At 67.2% G+C, this 15,446-nt stretch carries 16 protein-coding genes; 7 read left to right on the top strand and 9 right to left on the bottom strand.

Features of this window, described 5'->3' with window-relative positions; all coding sequences use genetic code 11:
* Positions 1-126: 126 nt before the first annotated feature.
* On the bottom strand, positions 127-291 hold the full coding sequence (locus IAE56_RS07325; protein WP_200752049.1) for a hypothetical protein: 165 nt from the start codon (positions 289-291) through the stop codon (positions 127-129).
* Positions 292-502: 211 nt separating this feature from the next.
* Between IAE56_RS07325 and IAE56_RS07320 the strand changes: the two genes are divergently transcribed.
* From IAE56_RS07320 to cfa, 3 genes are read left to right on the top strand one after another with little or no spacing between them, the layout of a single operon-like run.
* Positions 503-805, top strand: a complete 303-nt coding sequence (locus tag IAE56_RS07320) for a GNAT family N-acetyltransferase (protein ID WP_079222461.1) — start codon at positions 503-505, stop codon at positions 803-805.
* A gap of 36 nt (positions 806-841) precedes the next feature.
* Positions 842-1,723 (top strand): DUF3298 and DUF4163 domain-containing protein, encoded by an 882-nt coding sequence (locus IAE56_RS07315; RefSeq protein ID WP_200752048.1) that lies wholly within the window; start codon positions 842-844, stop codon positions 1,721-1,723.
* Positions 1,724-1,740: 17 nt separating this feature from the next.
* Positions 1,741-2,856 carry a cyclopropane fatty acyl phospholipid synthase gene (gene cfa / locus IAE56_RS07310; protein ID WP_200752047.1) on the top strand — a complete coding sequence of 372 codons (1,116 nt, stop codon included), beginning with the start codon at positions 1,741-1,743 and terminating at the stop codon, positions 2,854-2,856.
* A 124-nt stretch (positions 2,857-2,980) separates the two neighbouring features.
* Here cfa and IAE56_RS07305 read toward each other — a convergent pair whose 3' ends face one another.
* On the bottom strand, positions 2,981-5,149 hold the full coding sequence (locus tag IAE56_RS07305) for a M3 family metallopeptidase (protein WP_200752046.1): 2,169 nt from the start codon (positions 5,147-5,149) through the stop codon (positions 2,981-2,983).
* Positions 5,150-5,289: 140 nt separating this feature from the next.
* Between IAE56_RS07305 and IAE56_RS07300 the strand changes: the two genes are divergently transcribed.
* Positions 5,290-5,769: a glutathione peroxidase gene (locus tag IAE56_RS07300; RefSeq protein ID WP_200752045.1), complete on the top strand. Its 480-nt coding sequence runs from the start codon at positions 5,290-5,292 to the stop codon at positions 5,767-5,769.
* 160 nt (positions 5,770-5,929) lie between these two features.
* Here the strand turns inward: IAE56_RS07300 and IAE56_RS07295 are convergent, their stop codons facing one another.
* The 5 genes from IAE56_RS07295 to IAE56_RS07275 form a co-directional block, all read right to left on the bottom strand.
* Complete coding sequence (locus tag IAE56_RS07295; protein ID WP_049434844.1) at positions 5,930-6,709, bottom strand: ferredoxin--NADP reductase; 780 nt, start codon at positions 6,707-6,709, stop codon at positions 5,930-5,932.
* A gap of 93 nt (positions 6,710-6,802) precedes the next feature.
* Positions 6,803-8,674 carry an ABC transporter ATP-binding protein gene (locus tag IAE56_RS07290; RefSeq protein ID WP_200752044.1) on the bottom strand — a complete coding sequence of 624 codons (1,872 nt, stop codon included), beginning with the start codon at positions 8,672-8,674 and terminating at the stop codon, positions 6,803-6,805.
* Positions 8,675-8,723: 49 nt separating this feature from the next.
* Entirely contained in the window at positions 8,724-9,548 is an 825-nt protein-coding gene (locus IAE56_RS07285) for a hypothetical protein (protein ID WP_200752043.1), read from the bottom strand.
* A 74-nt stretch (positions 9,549-9,622) separates the two neighbouring features.
* The gene (locus IAE56_RS07280) at positions 9,623-10,072 is read right to left on the bottom strand and encodes a carboxymuconolactone decarboxylase family protein (RefSeq protein ID WP_200752042.1); all 450 of its coding nucleotides are present in this window, start codon (positions 10,070-10,072) and stop codon (positions 9,623-9,625) included.
* A gap of 36 nt (positions 10,073-10,108) precedes the next feature.
* Positions 10,109-11,005 carry an RNA polymerase sigma-70 factor gene (locus tag IAE56_RS07275; protein WP_200752041.1) on the bottom strand — a complete coding sequence of 299 codons (897 nt, stop codon included), beginning with the start codon at positions 11,003-11,005 and terminating at the stop codon, positions 10,109-10,111.
* 154 nt (positions 11,006-11,159) lie between these two features.
* Here IAE56_RS07275 and IAE56_RS07270 point away from each other — a divergent pair, with 154 nt between their 5' ends.
* From IAE56_RS07270 to IAE56_RS07260, 3 genes are all read left to right on the top strand, one after another.
* On the top strand, positions 11,160-12,677 hold the full coding sequence (locus IAE56_RS07270) for a fumarate hydratase (RefSeq protein WP_200752040.1): 1,518 nt from the start codon (positions 11,160-11,162) through the stop codon (positions 12,675-12,677).
* A 118-nt stretch (positions 12,678-12,795) separates the two neighbouring features.
* Entirely contained in the window at positions 12,796-13,128 is a 333-nt protein-coding gene (locus tag IAE56_RS07265) for a hypothetical protein (protein ID WP_133249421.1), read from the top strand.
* 45 nt (positions 13,129-13,173) lie between these two features.
* Positions 13,174-13,809 (top strand): glutathione S-transferase family protein, encoded by a 636-nt coding sequence (locus tag IAE56_RS07260; protein WP_200752039.1) that lies wholly within the window; start codon positions 13,174-13,176, stop codon positions 13,807-13,809.
* 81 nt (positions 13,810-13,890) lie between these two features.
* On the opposite strand, the gene arsC is transcribed toward IAE56_RS07260, so the two are convergent.
* Complete coding sequence (gene arsC / locus IAE56_RS07255; RefSeq protein WP_200752038.1) at positions 13,891-14,232, bottom strand: arsenate reductase (glutaredoxin); 342 nt, start codon at positions 14,230-14,232, stop codon at positions 13,891-13,893.
* Entirely contained in the window at positions 14,232-15,398 is a 1,167-nt protein-coding gene (locus tag IAE56_RS07250) for a phospholipase A (RefSeq protein ID WP_200752037.1), read from the bottom strand. Before IAE56_RS07250 ends, arsC begins: the two co-directional genes overlap by 1 nt.
* Between the last annotated feature and the right edge of the window lie 48 nt (positions 15,399-15,446).

Raw genomic sequence — 15,446 nt, 5'->3', positions numbered from 1 at the left:
GGCATCACCGACTGGCTGTGATTGCCCGCGTCATGGCGGGGTAGTGGGGGGGGGGGGGGGGGGGGGGGGGGGGCGGGGGGTGGGGGGGGGGGGGCGCCCCCCCGGGCCCCCCCCCCGCCTGGCGGCTCAGGCCGCCCGGATGGTCTGGCCGTAGGTGTCGAGCAGGCGCGAGTACACCTCCTCGCCGATCCGCTGGAAGTCCTGGTCGTCGGTCTGACCTTCCACTGCCAGCTGCAGCAGGCCCTCCAGCAGGGCGTGGTCCGTATCGGTGTGGGAATCGCTGGGGTGCATGGCGGGCCTCCAAAGGCATGACACAGGGGCAACAATCGCAAGGGGCGTGCCAATCGGGCCGTATCCCTCCAGAGGGGGTAGCGGCCGCCATCGCTGCAGCTTGAGGGTCCGGATCTGACGCAGACCGTCCAGACCTGCCCCTGTTCAGGCTTCACACGGTCATGGCGCCCGGCTGCGCACCATGCGCGCAGTCGTCGCAGGAGACAGTCCCATGGCTTCGGTCACGCCCCCCGGTCTGGCCTATGAGGTCGAGCACGACCAGGCCAACCACCGTTTCATCGCCCATGTGCGTGGACAGCGGGCGCTGCTGGACTACCAGATCAAGCGGCGGCGCATGGTCATCACCCATACCGAGGTGCCCGAGCCGATCGCCGGCCGCGGCATCGCCGGTGAGCTGACCCGGGTCGCGCTGCGCTTCGCCCGCGAGCACAAGTACAAGGTGGTGCCGGCCTGCGCCTATGCCGAGGCGTTCCTGCAGCGCCACGAGGAGTTTCACGACCTGCTGGTAGGCTGAATGCAGCGGGCCACGCTTCAGCCATCGCAGGCGATGATGTACGAACATGAACAGGGGATCCCGATGAAGACTGGAAACAACCGGCTGCTGCGCGTGAGCGCGCTGGCCGGCGCAATGGGCGTGCTGCTGCTGGCCGGCTGTCAGCGTGGTGAAGAGGCGGCTCCGGCCCCCGACGCGGCACCGGCGGCAGAAGCTGCCGCGACCGGGCCGACGCCTGCCACCGAAGCGCCGCTGGACCTGCGCGACGTGGTGGAGAACAACGAGCGCGAAGTGGTCGGCATCAGCTACCCGGCTGGCATCGACCGCTACCCGGGCCTGGCGCGCGCCCTGCAGGACTACGCGACCACCGCCCGCGGCGACCTGCAGCAGGCGCTGGACGGGCTGGGCAACGACAAGCCGACCATGCCGTACGAGCTGTCGCTGAGCTTCGAGAAGGTGCTGGAGACCCCGCAGCTGGTGGTGGTCAGTGCCGATGGCAGCCGTTACACCGGTGGCGCCCATGGCGAGCCGCTGGTGGCGCGTTTCGTGTGGCTGCCACAACAGCAGCAGATGCTCAGCGCCGGCACGCTGGTGGCCGATGACAAGGGCTGGAAGGCGATCAGTGATTTCGTCGCCGACCAGTTGCGCGAGCGCGTGGCCACCCGCCTCAGCAGTGAGGACATGCAGCCAGCCGACCTGCAGGAATCGCTGCGCAATGCCTCGCGGATGATCGCCGAGGGCACCGGTCCGCAGGCCGAGAACTTCAGCCAGTTCCAGCCGCTGACCGACGACAAGGGCCAGATCACGGCGCTGCGTTTCGTGTTCCCGCCCTACCAGGTGGGCCCGTATTCGGACGGCACGCAGACGGCCGATGTGCCGGCCGCGGTGCTGCTGCCGCACGTGGCCAAGGATTACGTGGCGCTGTTCGCACGCGGGTAACCGCAGACGGAGGACGCGTGGACACAGGGTTGCAGGAGCGGGTTGCCGGCCTGCTCCAGGAAGCCGGGGTCCGCATCGGCGGCACCCAGCCGCAGGACATCCAGGTGCATGACCCGCGTTTCTTCGCGCGGGTCATCGCCCACGGCTCGCTCGGCCTGGGCGAGAGCTACATGGACGGCTGGTGGGATGCCAACGTCCTGGATGAATTCCTGGTCCACCTGATGATGGCGCACCTGGACGAACGCGTGCATGGCTGGCGCGAGCTGGCCGATGCGCTGAAGGCGCGGCTGTTCAACCTGCAGGCCGGGCAGGGCAGCTATGAAGTCGGCCGCCGCCATTACGACCTCGGCAACGACCTGTACCAGGCCATGCTCGGCCAGCGTCTGGTCTACAGCTGCGGCTACTGGCGCAACGCCGTCGATCTGGACGCCGCGCAGGAGGCCAAGCTCGACCTGGTCTGCCGCAAGCTTGGCCTGCGCCCGGGCCAGCGCGTGCTGGACATCGGCTGTGGCTGGGGCGAGGCACTGAAGTATGCCGCCGAGCGTCATGGCGTCAGCGGCGTTGGCGTGACCATCTCGCAGGAGCAGGCGGCCTACGCGCGCGAGCTGTGCGCCGGCCTGCCCATCGAGATCCGCCTGCAGGATTACCGCGAACTGGACGAGCCGTTCGACGCGGTGTTTTCCATCGGCATGTTCGAGCACGTGGGCGACAAGAACTACGACCGCTTCTTCGAGGTGGCGCGGCGCTGCCTGTCACCGCGCGGGCTGCTGTTGTTGCACAGCATCGGCAGCAACGTGTCCCGCCACCGCACCGATCCATGGATCGCGCGCTACATCTTCCCCAATTCGATGCTGCCCTCGGCCGCGCAGATCACCCGCGCTTTCGAGGGGCGCTTCGTGCTGGAGGACTGGCACAACTTCGGCACCGACTACGACCTGACCCTGCAGGCGTGGCGGCGCAACGTGGAGGCGGCGTGGCCGCAGCTGGACGCGCGCTACGACGAGCATTTCCGCCGCATGTGGCGGTTCTACCTGGCCGGGTCGATGGCCACGTTCCGCTGCCGGCATGCGCAGCTGTGGCAGCTGGTGCTGTCGCCGGAAGGCGTGCGCGGCGGGTACGTGGCACCGCGGTGAGGGTGTGGCTGGGGTCAGAGCCCTTTCCGTTGGAAAGGGATCCGACCCCGGGCTCTGACCCCATCCCAACAAAAAACCGCCCGGTTTCCCGGGCGGTTTTCATTTCACGCTATCGCGCGGGCGATCAGTTGCCGGCGCCGGTCAGGCCACGCTTTTCCAGCAGCGGTTCGATCTGCGGCTCGTGGCCGGCGAAATCGCGGAACAGCTGCATGGCATCCACGCTGCCGCCCTTGGACAGCAGGGTGGCGCGGAAGTGGTCGCCGTTCTTGCGGCTCAGGCCACCGTTGTCCTTGAACCACTTCTGGGTGTTGGCGTCCAGCACTTCCGACCAGATGTAGGCGTAGTAACCGGCCGAGTAGCCGCCCATGATGTGGCTGAAGTACGGGGTCTTGTAGCGCGGCGGCACCGGCGCGTAGTAGATGCCGTCCTTCTCCAGCGCGGCGCGCTCGAAGGCCATCACGTCCTTGGCCTCCGGCACCTTGTCGGCGGCCAGCTGGTGCCAGTTCTGGTCCAGCATCGCGGCACCCAGGTACTCGGTGGTGGCGAAGCCCTGGTTGAACTTGGCCGCGGCCAGCACCTTGTCCAGCAGCGCCTGCGGCATCGCCGAACCGTTCTGGTAGTGCTTGGCGTAGTTCTTCAGGATGGCCGGGTTGTCGGCCCACATTTCGTTGACCTGCGAGGGGAACTCGACGAAGTCGCGCGGCACGGCGGTGCCCGAGAAGTACGGATACTTCACGTTGGAGAACATGCCGTGCAGGGCATGGCCGAATTCGTGGAAGGTCGTGCTCACATCATCCCAGGTCAGCAGGGTCGGCTGGCCGGCCGGCGGCTTGGGGATGTTGAGGTGGTTGGCGACCACCGGCTTGAAGCCGGTCAGCTTGGACTGCGAGACGTAGGAGTTCATCCAGGCGCCACCGCGCTTGGACGCACGCGCGTACGGGTCGAAGATGAAGATCGCCAGCTGGCTGCCGTCGGCATCGAACACGTCATAGACGGTGACGTCGTCGTGGTACACCGGCAGGTCGGTGCGCTGCTTGAAGGTCAGGCCGAATTCCTGGTTGGCGGCGAAGAACACGCCGTTCTCCAGCACGTTCTTCATTTCGAAGTACGGCTTGAGCTGGGATTCGTCGAAGTTGTACTTGGCCTGGCGCACCTTCTCGCTGTAGAACGCCCAGTCCCACGGCTCCAGGGCGAAGGCCTTCTTGCCGGCGGCCTTCTGTTCCTTGTCGATCATCGCCTGCAGGTCGGCGGCTTCGCGCTTGGCGTTGGCGACGGCGGCCGGGGCCAGCTTGCCCAGCATCGCGTTGACGGCTTCGGGGTTCTTCGCGGTCTGGTTGGTCAGGTTGTAGGCGGCGAAGTTCGGGAAGCCCATCAGCTTCGCCTTGTCGGCGCGCAGCTGCATGATGCGCGAGACCAGGGCGGTGTTGTCGAACTCACCACCGCGGCTGCCACGGGTGATCGAGGCTTCGTAGATTTTCTGGCGCAGCGCGCGGTTGGCCAGGTTGGTCAGCGGCGGCTGGCCGGTGGTGTTGAGCAGGGTGATCACGTACTTGCCGTCCAGGCCGCGGGCCTTGGCGGCTTCGGCGGCAGCGGCGATCTGTTCCTGGGACAGGCCGTCGAGCTGCTTGACGTCGTCGACGGTGATCGCCGAGGCGTTCACTTCCGACTGCACGTTCTGGCTGAACTTGGTGCCCAGGTTGGCCAGCTCGGCGTTCATGGTCTTCAGCGTGGCCTTGTCGGCCTCGGACAGCTTGGCGCCGGAGCGCACGTAGTTGTCGTAGTACTTCTCGACCAGGCGCACGCCTTCGGCGTCCAGGCCCAGCTGGCTGCGGGTGTCATACAGCGCCTGGATGCGGGCGAACAGCTTGCCGTTCAGCGCGATCGCATCGCTGTGCGCGGCGAACTTCGCCGAGTAGTCGGCCTGCAGCTTCTTGCGTGCATCGTTGGTGTCGGCGCCGACCAGACTGAAGAACACGGTGGTCGCACGGTCCAGCACGTCACCGCTCTTTTCCAGGGCGATGATGGTGTTGTCGAAGGTCGGCTTGGCCTTGGTGTTGGCGATCGCCTCCACTTCCTTCAGCTGCTGCGCCATGCCGGCGTCGAAGGCCGGGGCGAAGTCGCTGTCCTTGATCTTGTCGAACTGCGGGAAGTGCAGCGGCAGCGGGCTGTCGGCGAAGAACGGGTTGGCCTGCTGGGCGTTGGCGGCAGCGGCCGGGGCGGCGGCGCTGGCCGAATAGGCGGGCAGGGCAAGGCCGAGGGTCATGGCCACGGCAAGGGCAAGGCGGGTGGTCAAGGCGGTACTCCGGTAAGACAGACAAGTGCCCGAGGTTAACCCGCCCGGCCCGCGCGCCACTTGTGTCAAAAGGCATGCCCGGCGGCGCAAACCGGCGCGGCCTGCGATTACCATGGGGCTCCCCCTCCGGACGGTACGCCATGCCCAACGCCTTCGACTTCGGTTTCGTGGACCTGGATGGCCAGCCGCAGGCATTGGCGCAGTACCAGGGCCGGCCGCTGCTGCTGGTCAACGTCGCCAGCCGCTGTGGCTTCACCCCGCAGTACACCGGCCTGGAACAGCTGTGGCAGGACTACCGCGACCGTGGCCTGGTGGTGGTCGGCTTCCCCTGCAACCAGTTCGGTGCGCAGGAGCCTGGCGACGCGGCGCAGATCCGCCAGTTCTGTTCGCTCGATTACCCGGTCAGCTTCCCGCTCTCGCAGAAGATCGAGGTCAATGGCGAGGGCGCCGATCCGCTGTGGCACTGGCTGTCGCACGAGAAGCGCGGCCTGCTGGGCATCGCCCGCATCAAATGGAACTTCAGCAAGTTCCTGGTCGATGGCCGGGGCAGGGTGGTGGCGCGCTATGCGCCGACCACCAAGCCGGAACAGCTGCGCAGCGCGATCGAAGCGCTGCTCTGAATGAGGGTAGTGCCGGCCGCTGGCCGGCATTCCCGTAGAGCCGAGCCCACGCTCGGCTGCTATTTGGCGAACGATGCAGGCGTGCTGCGCGCGCAAGCCGAGCGTAGGCTCGGCTCTACCGACTCATCCGCCGGCCAGCGGCCGGCGCTACCGTTGCAGATTATTTTTCGACGAAGGCGCGTTCGAACACGTAGTGGCCGGGCTGGCCGATACGCGGCGATACCTGGAAGCCACGCGCGTCGAGCACGGTGCGCAGGTCGGCCAGCATCTGCGGGCTGCCGCAGATCATCGCGCGGTCGTTCTCCGGGCTCAGTTCCGGCAGGCCCAGGGTGCGCTGCATCTCGCCGCTTTCCATCAGCTGGGTCAGGCGGCCCTGGTTGGCGAACGGCTCGCGGGTGACGGCCGGGTAGTACAGCAGCTTGTCGCCGATCATCTCGCCGAGGAACTCGTGCTCACGCAGTTCCTTCTCGAAGTAATCGCGGTAGGCCAGGTCTTTCTCGTAGCGCACGCCGTGGCAGAGGATCACCTTCTCGAAGCGCTCGTAGGTTTCCGGGTCCTTGATGACCGACAGCCACGGCGCCATGCCGGTGCCGGTACCCAGCAGGTACAGGTTCTTGCCCGGGTGCAGGTCGCTGATCAGCAGGGTGCCGGTGGGCTTCTTGCCGACCAGCACCTTGTCGCCCGGTTTGATGTGCTGCAGGCGCGAGGTCAGCGGGCCGTCCTGCACCTTGATGCTGAAGAACTCCAGGTGTTCTTCCCAGTTGGCGCTGGCGATGGAGTACGCGCGCAGCAGCGGCCGCGCCTCGGTCTCCAGGCCGATCATCACGAACTGGCCGTTCTCGAAACGGAAGCCGCTGTCGCGGGTGAGGGTGAAACTGAAGTAGGCATCGGTCCAGTGGCGGACCTCAAGCACCGTTTCGGCGCCGAAAGCGGAAGACATGGGGGCACATTCAGGCAATGGATTCGTCCCCGCCATTCTACCTCAAATGAGAGGGGTTCTCATTATCCGGAACGAGAGGCGTTCTCAGGGCCCTCAGCGATACCCGGCGGCCTGCAGTTCGAACAGCTCGGCGTAGCGCCCGCCCTGGGCCATCAGCTCCTCGTGGGTGCCGCTGGCCTCCAGCCGGCCCTCGGCCAGCACCAGGATGCGGTCGGCCATTCGCACCGAGGAAAACCGGTGCGAGATCAGCACGGCGGTGCGCTGGTCGGCCAGTTCGCGGAAGCGCTGGAACACCTCGAATTCGGCACGCGCATCGAGCGCGGCGGTCGGCTCGTCGAGGATCATCACCTGCGCATCGCGCATCCACGCGCGGGCGATGGCGATCTTCTGCCACTGCCCGCCGGACAGGTCCACGCCCTGCTTGAAGCGGCGGCCGATCAGCTGCTCGTAGCCGCCGGGCAGGGCATCGATCACCTCTTCGGCCATGCCCCGGCGCGCGGCATCGGCGATACGCGCCTGGTCGGCCATCGCCTCCACCTGGCCGACGCCGATGTTCTCGCCGGCGGTGAGGTTGTAGCGCACGAAGTCCTGGAAGATCACGCCCAGGTTGGCGCGCAGGTCGTCCAGATCGTAGTCGCGCAGGTCGCGGCCATCGAGCAGGATGCGGCCTTCGTCCGGTTCGTACAGGCGCGCCAGCAGCTTCACCAGGGTGGTCTTGCCGGCACCGTTCTCACCCACCAGCGCCAGCACCTCACCGGCCTGCAGCTGGAAATCGAGGTGGCGCACCGCCCACTGCTCGGCATCGGGGTAGCGGAAGCCGACGTTCTCGAACACAAAGCCCTGCTGGATCGGCCGCGGCACGGCCACCGCGCCCTCGCGCGAAAGAATTTCCGGTTCGATCTGGAAGAACGAATACAGGTCGTCCAGGTACAGCGCCTGGCTGGCCACCTGCGAGAAGCCGATCAGCAGGCCTTCCAGCAGCTGGCGCAGGCGCAGGAAACTGCCGGCGAGGAAGGTCAGGTCACCGATCGAGAAATCGCCGCGCACCGTGCGCCAGGCGATATAGGCATAGGCGGTGTAGTAACCGAGCGTGCCCAGAGCGGCCAGCACCGTGCCCCAGAACGCGCGCCGCCGCGCCAGCGCACGGTTGGCCAGGAACAGTGCCGCCGACAGCCGCCGGTAGCGCTCCACCAGGAAGCGGTGCAGGTTGAAGATCTTCACTTCCTTGGCCGTTTCCACGCTGGCGCCGAGCTGGCGCAGGTAGTCCAGCTGGCGCCGCTCGGGCGTCCACAGGAAGTTGAGGCTGTAGCCTGCAGCGTTGAAATGCGATTCGCCGATGAAGGCCGGCACCAGCGCCAGCGCCAGCAGCAGGATCAGCCACGGCGCATAGACCAGCAGGCCGACCGCCAGGCTGGCCACCGTGATCGCATCCTGCACCTGGCCGAACAGCTGGCTCATCAGGTTCATCCGGCCCATGGTCTGGCGGCGCGCGCGGTCCAGCTTGTCCTGCAGGTCGGGGTCTTCGAAGTCCTCCAGGTCCAGCGTGGCGGCGTGTTCCATCAGGCGCACGCTGGTGGCATTGGCGAACAGTTCCGACAGCAGCGCATCGGCATAGCTGACCAGCCGGCCGAGCAGGTCCGAGGCGATGGCCAGGCCGAATTCCAGCGCCAGCAGGCCCAGCAGCGGATTCAACAGGCCACTGGAAAGCGCCTCGCCCAGCGGTGGGAAGCCTGCCCCGTGCTGGCTCAGGTGCAGCGCGGTATCGATGATGAGCTTGCCCACGTACAGCATCGCCACCGGCAGCAGCGCGCGGATCAGGCGCAGGCCGAGGCTGGTGAGGGTCAGCGCAGGGCTGGTCTGCCACACCTGGCGCAGGAACGGCGGCAGGTTGCGCATCGCCTTGAAGCGCTGGCGCAGGCTGGGTTTGGTGGCAGTGACAGTGCCGACGGTGGAGGGAGCGGGCATACCCGTTATTGTGCGCAGCTGCGACGTGGCGGAGCGATGAACGGTGGGGTCAAGGCTCCAGCACCCCCATGACCTCGGGGTAGTCACCGAACCACTGTTTCAGGGCTGCCGCATCGACCCCGTGCCTGCCGGTCCAGAAATCCACCGGGTAGCTCCAGTCGGAGGAATGCGATCTGGATGGCACCAGCCCCACGTTGACAAAGCATTGTGCCAAACCTGGATGCTCGGGCGTCCGCAGCAGGCCGGCATGGCCCAGCACCTCGAGGAGGTGGCCGGCCTGCTCCACCGTCACCTTCAAACCTGGAACGCTGCGCACCCGCTTCAGCACGCGCGCGGGGGTGTCGCCCGGTGCCGCGTCGTGATGCAGCAGCCGCAGCAGCGCGACCAGCGTGCTGGTGGAGGCGGGACGCCGGTGCGCGGTGCGGTTCTGGTGCTCCAGCACGAAGGTGATGAGATCCATGCCGCCACCGATCACCGCCCCGGCTGTGTATGTCACCGCGCTCAGCCAGGTGGGGTCGAAGGTGTCATTGCTCTGGCGCCCGCACACCCGGCACGCATGCGAGGGATGCGGCGCTTCTTCGTGGCGCGGGAAGTGCTGCATGAACGAATATGCGGACAAGCCAGCGCGCAACTCGGGACGATTCTCCTCCACGCCCAGGATGAAGTTGTCCACCACGTGCGACTGGCTGGCCTGTGCGTAAGCGTTGAACATGCGCGCCTGCAGCGTAGCGTGATCGGGCGTCTCCACCGGCCACAACAGTCCCAGCTCCTCCAGCGTGGCCAGCAGGTCGGGGGTCGCGTCGTCCCGATCTGAATACTGCTGCAGGGCCCTCAGGGCCGCTTTGCTGATCGGGGCATCGGTTCCAGGCTGCATCGGCGGTTTCCATCCGCGGGCGGCCAGCAAAGGTGCCGGCCCCCTGTGATGTTGTCAATTCGCGTGTCAGCGGATCACGGCAGTGGCGGCAACAGCCCTGCACCCAGCCGGTTCCAGGCATTGATCACCGCGACGCCCATGCTCAGGTCACTGATGCCCTTGTCATCGAAGTGCGGCGCCAGTGCATCGAATGCCGCCTGCGACGGCGCGCCCTCGGTCAGCCGGGTCAGGGCCTCGGCCCAGCCCAGCGCGGCACGTTCGCGTGCATCGAAGAAACGGCTTTCGTGCCACGCCGGCAGCGTGTCCAGCTTGCGCGGCTCGATGCCGCCCTTGCGCAGCGCGGTGCCGTGCATGTCCATGCAGTAGCCGCAGCCGTTGAGCTGGGACACGCGCAGGAACAGCAGTTCCATCAGCGTCGGGTCGATCGAACTGTCATGCACTGCCTTGCTGGTGGCCAGCAGGCCCTTGAACGCATCGGCGGCCAGGCGGGTGTAGGGAACGCGGGGAGAGGCATGGTCGGACATTTTCAGCTCCATGACGGCCACGGTGGCCGTCTTTCACTACAAGGACGCCGGGCCGTCCGCGTTCGTGACACGGCCGCGCAGTTTTTCCGGATTGAGCACGCTGTACACGTTGGCGATGCGGCCCTCGGCCACTTCGATGGTGGTCACCGAGTGCAGCTGGTCGCCGTGGAAGCGCAGGATGGCCGGTTCGCCATTGACCCAGCCCAGCTGCGCGGTGTGGCCCAGGCCACGGCGCGCGATGGCCCAGAACAGGCGGCCGATGCGTTCGGCGCCCAGCAGCGGGCGCACCGCCGCGGTGACCACGCCGCCGCCATCGGACACCAGCCGTGCGTTGGCATGCAGCAGCGCCTGGATGGCCTCGCTGTCGCCACGCTGGGTGGCGTCCATGAAGCGCGCCAGCAGCTGCCGGTGCTGGCCGGTATCGGCGTTGAAGCGCGGCCGGCCGGCCTGCAGGCGCTGTTTCGCCCGGTGCACCAGCTGGCGGCAGTTGGCTTCGGTCAGGCCGAGCAGCGCGGCGATCTGCCGGTAGTCGTGGTCGAAGGCCTCCTTCAGCAGGAAGGCGGCGCGCTCCTCAGGGCCCAGCTGCTCCAGCAGGGTCAGGAAGGCCACCGATACCTCGTCGGCGCGGGCATGGGCCACGGCCGGGTCGCTGGCCGGTTCTGCCGCCAGGCTGATCTCCAGCGGTTCAGCCAGCCACGGGCCGACGTAGTGGACCCGCTCGCGCCGGGCCGCGCGCAGCCGGTCCAGCCCCAGCCGGGTGGTGGTGGTGACCAGCCAGGCCTCGGGGTCGCGCACGGCGGCCGGATCGGCGCCGGACCAGCGCAGCCAGGCATCCTGGACCACGTCCTCGGCATCGCTGCGGCTGCCCAGCAGGCGGTAGGCCAGCGCCATCAGGCGCGGGCGGTGGGTCTGGAAGGCGGATTCAGTGTTCATGTCGACCAGGACGCCGGGGAGGGGGCAAGCGTGACAGGTGGGTGGGGTCAGAGCCCCCTGCAGGGGATCCGACCCCATGATTGTGATCCTGCGGGCGGGGGAGGGGGTAAAATGGGGGATTACCCCCCGCCAGCCTCGAGCAAGCGAGCAAGCCGTGACATCGATCAAGCAGGAAGACCTCATCCAGTCCATCGCCGACGCGCTGCAGTACATCTCGTACTACCACCCGGTCGACTACATCAAGAACCTCGCCGCCGCCTACGAGCGCGAGGAGTCGCCGGCCGCGAAGGAAGCGATGGCCCAGATCCTGATCAATTCGCGGATGTGCGCCGAAGGCCACCGTCCGATCTGCCAGGACACCGGCATCGTCACCGTGTTCCTGGAAATCGGCATGGACGTGCGCTGGGACGACGCGACCATGGGCGTGGAAGACATGGCCAACGAAGGCGTGCGCCGCGCCTACCTGCACCCGGACAACAAGCTGCGCGCCTCGGTGCTGGCCGATCCGGCCGGCAAGCGCGTCAACACCAAGGACAACACCCCGGGCGTGGTCAACGTCAAGGTGGTGCCGGGCAACACCGTCGACGTCATCGTCGCCGCCAAGGGCGGTGGTTCGGAAGCCAAGACCAAGTTCGCCATGCTCAACCCGTCCGACTCGATCGTCGACTGGGTGCTGAAGACCGTGCCGACCATGGGCGCCGGCTGGTGCCCGCCGGGCATGCTCGGCATCGGCATCGGCGGTACCGCTGAAAAGGCGATGCTGCTGGCCAAGGAAGCGCTGATGGAGCCGATCGACATCACCGATCTGCAGGCCCGTGGTGCATCCAACCGCATCGAAGAGCTGCGCCTGGAGCTGTACGAGAAGGTCAACGCGCTGGGCATCGGCGCGCAGGGCCTGGGTGGCCTGACCACCGTGCTCGACATCAAGATCAACGATTACCCGACCCACGCGGCCAACCTGCCGGTGGCGATGATCCCGAACTGCGCGGCGACCCGCCATGCGCACTTCACCCTGGATGGCAGCGGCCCGGTGATGCTGGACCCGCCGTCGCTGGAAGACTGGCCGAAGCTGACCTACGACTCGTCCAAGGGCACCCGCGTGGACCTGGACACGATCACGCCGGAAGACGTGGCCAACTGGAAGCCGGGCCAGACCCTGCTGCTCAACGGCAAGCTGCTGACCGGCCGCGACGCCGGGCACAAGCGCATGGTCGACATGCTCAACAGGGGCGAGGAACTGCCCGTCGACCTGAAGGGTCGCTTCATCTACTACGTCGGCCCGGTCGATCCGGTGCGCGACGAAGTGGTGGGCCCGGCCGGTCCGACCACCGCCACCCGCATGGACAAGTTCACCGAGCAGGTGCTGGCTCAGACCGGCCTGCTGGGCATGGTCGGCAAGGCCGAGCGTGGCCCGGCCGCCATCGAGGCGATCAAGAAGCACAAGTCGGCCTACCTGATGGCTGTCGGTGGTTCGGCCTACCTGGTGTCCAAGGCGATCAAGGCGGCCAAGGTGGTCGGCTTCGCCGACCTGGGCATGGAAGCGATCTACGAGTTCACCGTGCAGGACATGCCGGTGACCGTGGCGGTCGATTCCACCGGCGAATCGGTGCACAAGACCGGTCCGCGCGAATGGCAGGCCCGCATCGGCAAGATTCCGGTGGTGGTGGAGTAAGCCCCACCGGTTGCAGGAAAACGGCGCCGCAGGGCGCCGTTTTTCGTTTGACGCCGCACGAAGGTCGGCACTGCTAGGCTTCGCTGGGTTTTCCGATGTATTGAACAGGGAGTGTCCAATGTCATTGTTTCGATGCCTTGCGCTGTTGTGTGTTGTTTCCCTCGCCGCCTGCAGCAGCAGCGGCGATCTGTACGACGGCGCACCCGGCAACAACGCCAGCGCGCAGTGCGTGATGGCATGCCAGCAGTACCGCAATGCCTGCCTGGCCCGCTCGGATTCGGACCGTCGTTCGACCTGCGATGCGCAGGCGGCGAGCAAGTGCGACCGGATCAAGGATGACGAGATGCGCCGCTCCTGCATGTCGCAGGCGCAGGCCTGCATGGACCAGTCGCCGTTGATCAGCTGCAGCCAGGACGCCGACAGCTGCATGGCCTCCTGCGGCGGTGGCTGAGCCGTTGGGCGCATAATCGGCGCTTCCCGCAACCGGAGTCGTCGCATGCGCACTACGCTGTATGGGTCTGTCAGCACCGCCTCGCTGGTGGTGCACTGGCTGCTGATCGAGCTGGGCATCGAGCATGAGTTGGTGCTGCTTGATTTCGACAAGCGCGAGCACAAGGCCGCGCCGTACCTGGCGCTGAACCCGGCTGGCGTGGTGCCGACGCTGATGATCGATGGCCAGGCGCTGACCGAAGCGGCCGCCATCGCCCTGTACCTGGCCGACCGCCATCCTGAAGCAGGCCTGCTGCCGGCACCGGGTACGCCAGCACGCGGCGAGGCGTATCGCTGGATGTTCTGGTGTGCCAACACCCTGCAGCCCGCCTACCGCGCGTGGTTCTACCCGCATGAAGCGGCCGGCGAAGCGAACGTCGCCGCTACCCAGGCGATGGCCCGGCAACGCCTGGAGGCCGCCTGGCAGCAGATGGCCGCACACCTGCAGACGCAGGGACCGTATGTGCTGGGCGAGGCGCCCAGCGTGGTCGATTTCATGCTGGTGATGCTGATGCGGTGGTCGCGCAACATGCCCACGCCCACCGACAGCCTGCCGGTGCTGAAGATCTACGCGCAGCGGATGAAGGCACGCCCATCGTTCGCAGAGACCTACCGCCGCGAAGGCATCACCGACTGGCTGTGATTGCCCGCGTCATGGCGGGGTAGAGTCGACCGTTGGTCGACTCCGCCCTGCGTGCGACAGTCGACCAACGGTCGACTCTACCTACAGCAGGTCGAGGACCTGCTCCGGCGGGCGGCACAGGCGCGTGCCCTTGGGGGTGCGCACGATCGGGCGGTTGATCAGGCGCGGGTGCTCGGCCATCGCAGCCAGCAGGGTGGCTTCATCGGCACCGGCCAGGCCCAGTTCGGCGAACTGCGGCTCCTTGCTGCGCACCAGGTCGGTGGCGGCAAGGCTGGATTCGGCCAGCACCTGGCGCAGCGTGGCCACGTCAGGCGGGGTGCCAAGGTAGTCGACCACCACCGGCTCGATTCCGGCTTCGCGGATCAGCGCCAGCGCGCCGCGCGAATTGCTGCAGGCCGGGTTGTGCCAGATCGTCACCGTCATCAGAACCACTCCAGCAGCGATACGCCCACGCCCACGTAGGTGGCCTTGTGGTTGTAGTCGATCATGCTCTCGCCGTAGCCGTCGAACACCTGGATGTGGCCGCGCAGCAGGTTGCTGATCGGGAAGCCGTAATCGAGCTGCAGCGCGCCGTGCGAGCGGTCGCCGGTGCGCAGCGAATGGCGCGCCATCAGCGCGATCTCATGGCCGTTGCGGTTCCAGATCAGGGTCGCGTCGCCGCGGCCCATGTAGTCCTCGATGTCCGGATTGTTGTCATCGCTGCGGGTCTCCGGGATGCGGTACCAGGGGCGCAGCACCAGCGCCCAGTTCTCGCGGTCCAGGCCGATGTTGAGCATCACCCGGTTCCAGCTGCGCGACAGCGGGTCAGGGCGGCCGTTGGACTGGTGGTTGAGGCTGATCCCGGTCATGCGCCCACGCCAGCCACCGATCGAGTAGCCGTTGCGGAACACCATCATCACTTCCGGCTCGTAATTGGTTTCGCGGAACGGACGCGAGTTCTCGGCGTTGTAGGCCTGCCAGCGCGAGCTCTGGGTGTAGCCGGCCCAGATGTCACCGTTGTCGCCGAACAGGTTCTCGGCGATCTTGGTCTTGAAGCTGATCTGGAACTTCAGCTCGGTGCTGTCCAGCACCTGCGGCGTGGTCACGCTGTTGGCCGGGTTCGGCGACTGCGGCATCTGGTTCTTGTCGCTGGTCCAGAACGCCGGCAGCAGGTAGACCGGCTTGTAGGCGCGAAGCTGGAACGGGCCCAGCTTGGAGTCCTCTGCCAGCTCCCAGCGACTGTCCAGCAGCGAGCCGCGGCCGGCATTGGCCAGGGCGCTGTCGTCCGGTGCCGGGCGGAAGATGTCGCCTACGCGTGCGCGCAGGTTCTCTTCGCCCTGGCTGAGGCGAGTGGCGCGACGCTGGTCGCGCAGGCTCTGCGCGGCCTGCTGGGCGGCGGCGTCGGCCTCGGCGGTGGCCGGGGCGTTGCGGCCGAACAGGCGGTCATAGCAGGCCAGGCGAGCGGCGTCACTGTCGACGGCGGCGCAGCCAGCCGGCGTAGCGGTGGGAGTGGGCGCGATTTCCTGCGCGGCCAGCGGCGCACTGGCCAGGGCCAGGGCCAGGGCCAGCGCCAGCGGCGCGAAGCGGGGGAGCAGCGTGGGGAGGGTCATTGCAGCAGGCCCTTCAGAGGATGAATACGGGAAGACGCACAGTGTGGC

The sequence above is a fragment of the Stenotrophomonas sp. S41 genome, from assembly GCF_016624625.1.
Classification (GTDB): Bacteria; Pseudomonadota; Gammaproteobacteria; order Xanthomonadales; family Xanthomonadaceae; genus Stenotrophomonas.
Note: the sequence above shows the minus strand (reverse complement) of the source record. Positions and strands in the feature narration are given on the sequence as shown.

Excerpts from the sequence above, each read along its gene's own strand:
- IAE56_RS07265 (WP_133249421.1), top strand. The coding sequence starts at position 12,796 with ATGTCATTGTTTCGATGCCTTGCGCTGTTGTGTGTTGTTTCCCTCGCC.
- IAE56_RS07290 (WP_200752044.1), bottom strand. The coding sequence starts at position 8,674 with ATGCCCGCTCCCTCCACCGTCGGCACTGTCACTGCCACCAAACCCAGC.
- IAE56_RS07260 (WP_200752039.1), top strand. The coding sequence starts at position 13,174 with ATGCGCACTACGCTGTATGGGTCTGTCAGCACCGCCTCGCTGGTGGTG.
- IAE56_RS07285 (WP_200752043.1), bottom strand. The coding sequence starts at position 9,548 with ATGCAGCCTGGAACCGATGCCCCGATCAGCAAAGCGGCCCTGAGGGCC.
- arsC (WP_200752038.1), bottom strand. The coding sequence starts at position 14,232 with ATGACGGTGACGATCTGGCACAACCCGGCCTGCAGCAATTCGCGCGGC.
- IAE56_RS07275 (WP_200752041.1), bottom strand. The coding sequence starts at position 11,005 with ATGAACACTGAATCCGCCTTCCAGACCCACCGCCCGCGCCTGATGGCG.
- IAE56_RS07250 (WP_200752037.1), bottom strand. The coding sequence starts at position 15,398 with ATGACCCTCCCCACGCTGCTCCCCCGCTTCGCGCCGCTGGCGCTGGCC.
- IAE56_RS07300 (WP_200752045.1), top strand. The coding sequence starts at position 5,290 with ATGCCCAACGCCTTCGACTTCGGTTTCGTGGACCTGGATGGCCAGCCG.
- IAE56_RS07325 (WP_200752049.1), bottom strand. The coding sequence starts at position 291 with ATGCACCCCAGCGATTCCCACACCGATACGGACCACGCCCTGCTGGAG.
- IAE56_RS07280 (WP_200752042.1), bottom strand. The coding sequence starts at position 10,072 with ATGTCCGACCATGCCTCTCCCCGCGTTCCCTACACCCGCCTGGCCGCC.
- IAE56_RS07315 (WP_200752048.1), top strand. The coding sequence starts at position 842 with ATGTACGAACATGAACAGGGGATCCCGATGAAGACTGGAAACAACCGG.
- IAE56_RS07320 (WP_079222461.1), top strand. The coding sequence starts at position 503 with ATGGCTTCGGTCACGCCCCCCGGTCTGGCCTATGAGGTCGAGCACGAC.
- IAE56_RS07295 (WP_049434844.1), bottom strand. The coding sequence starts at position 6,709 with ATGTCTTCCGCTTTCGGCGCCGAAACGGTGCTTGAGGTCCGCCACTGG.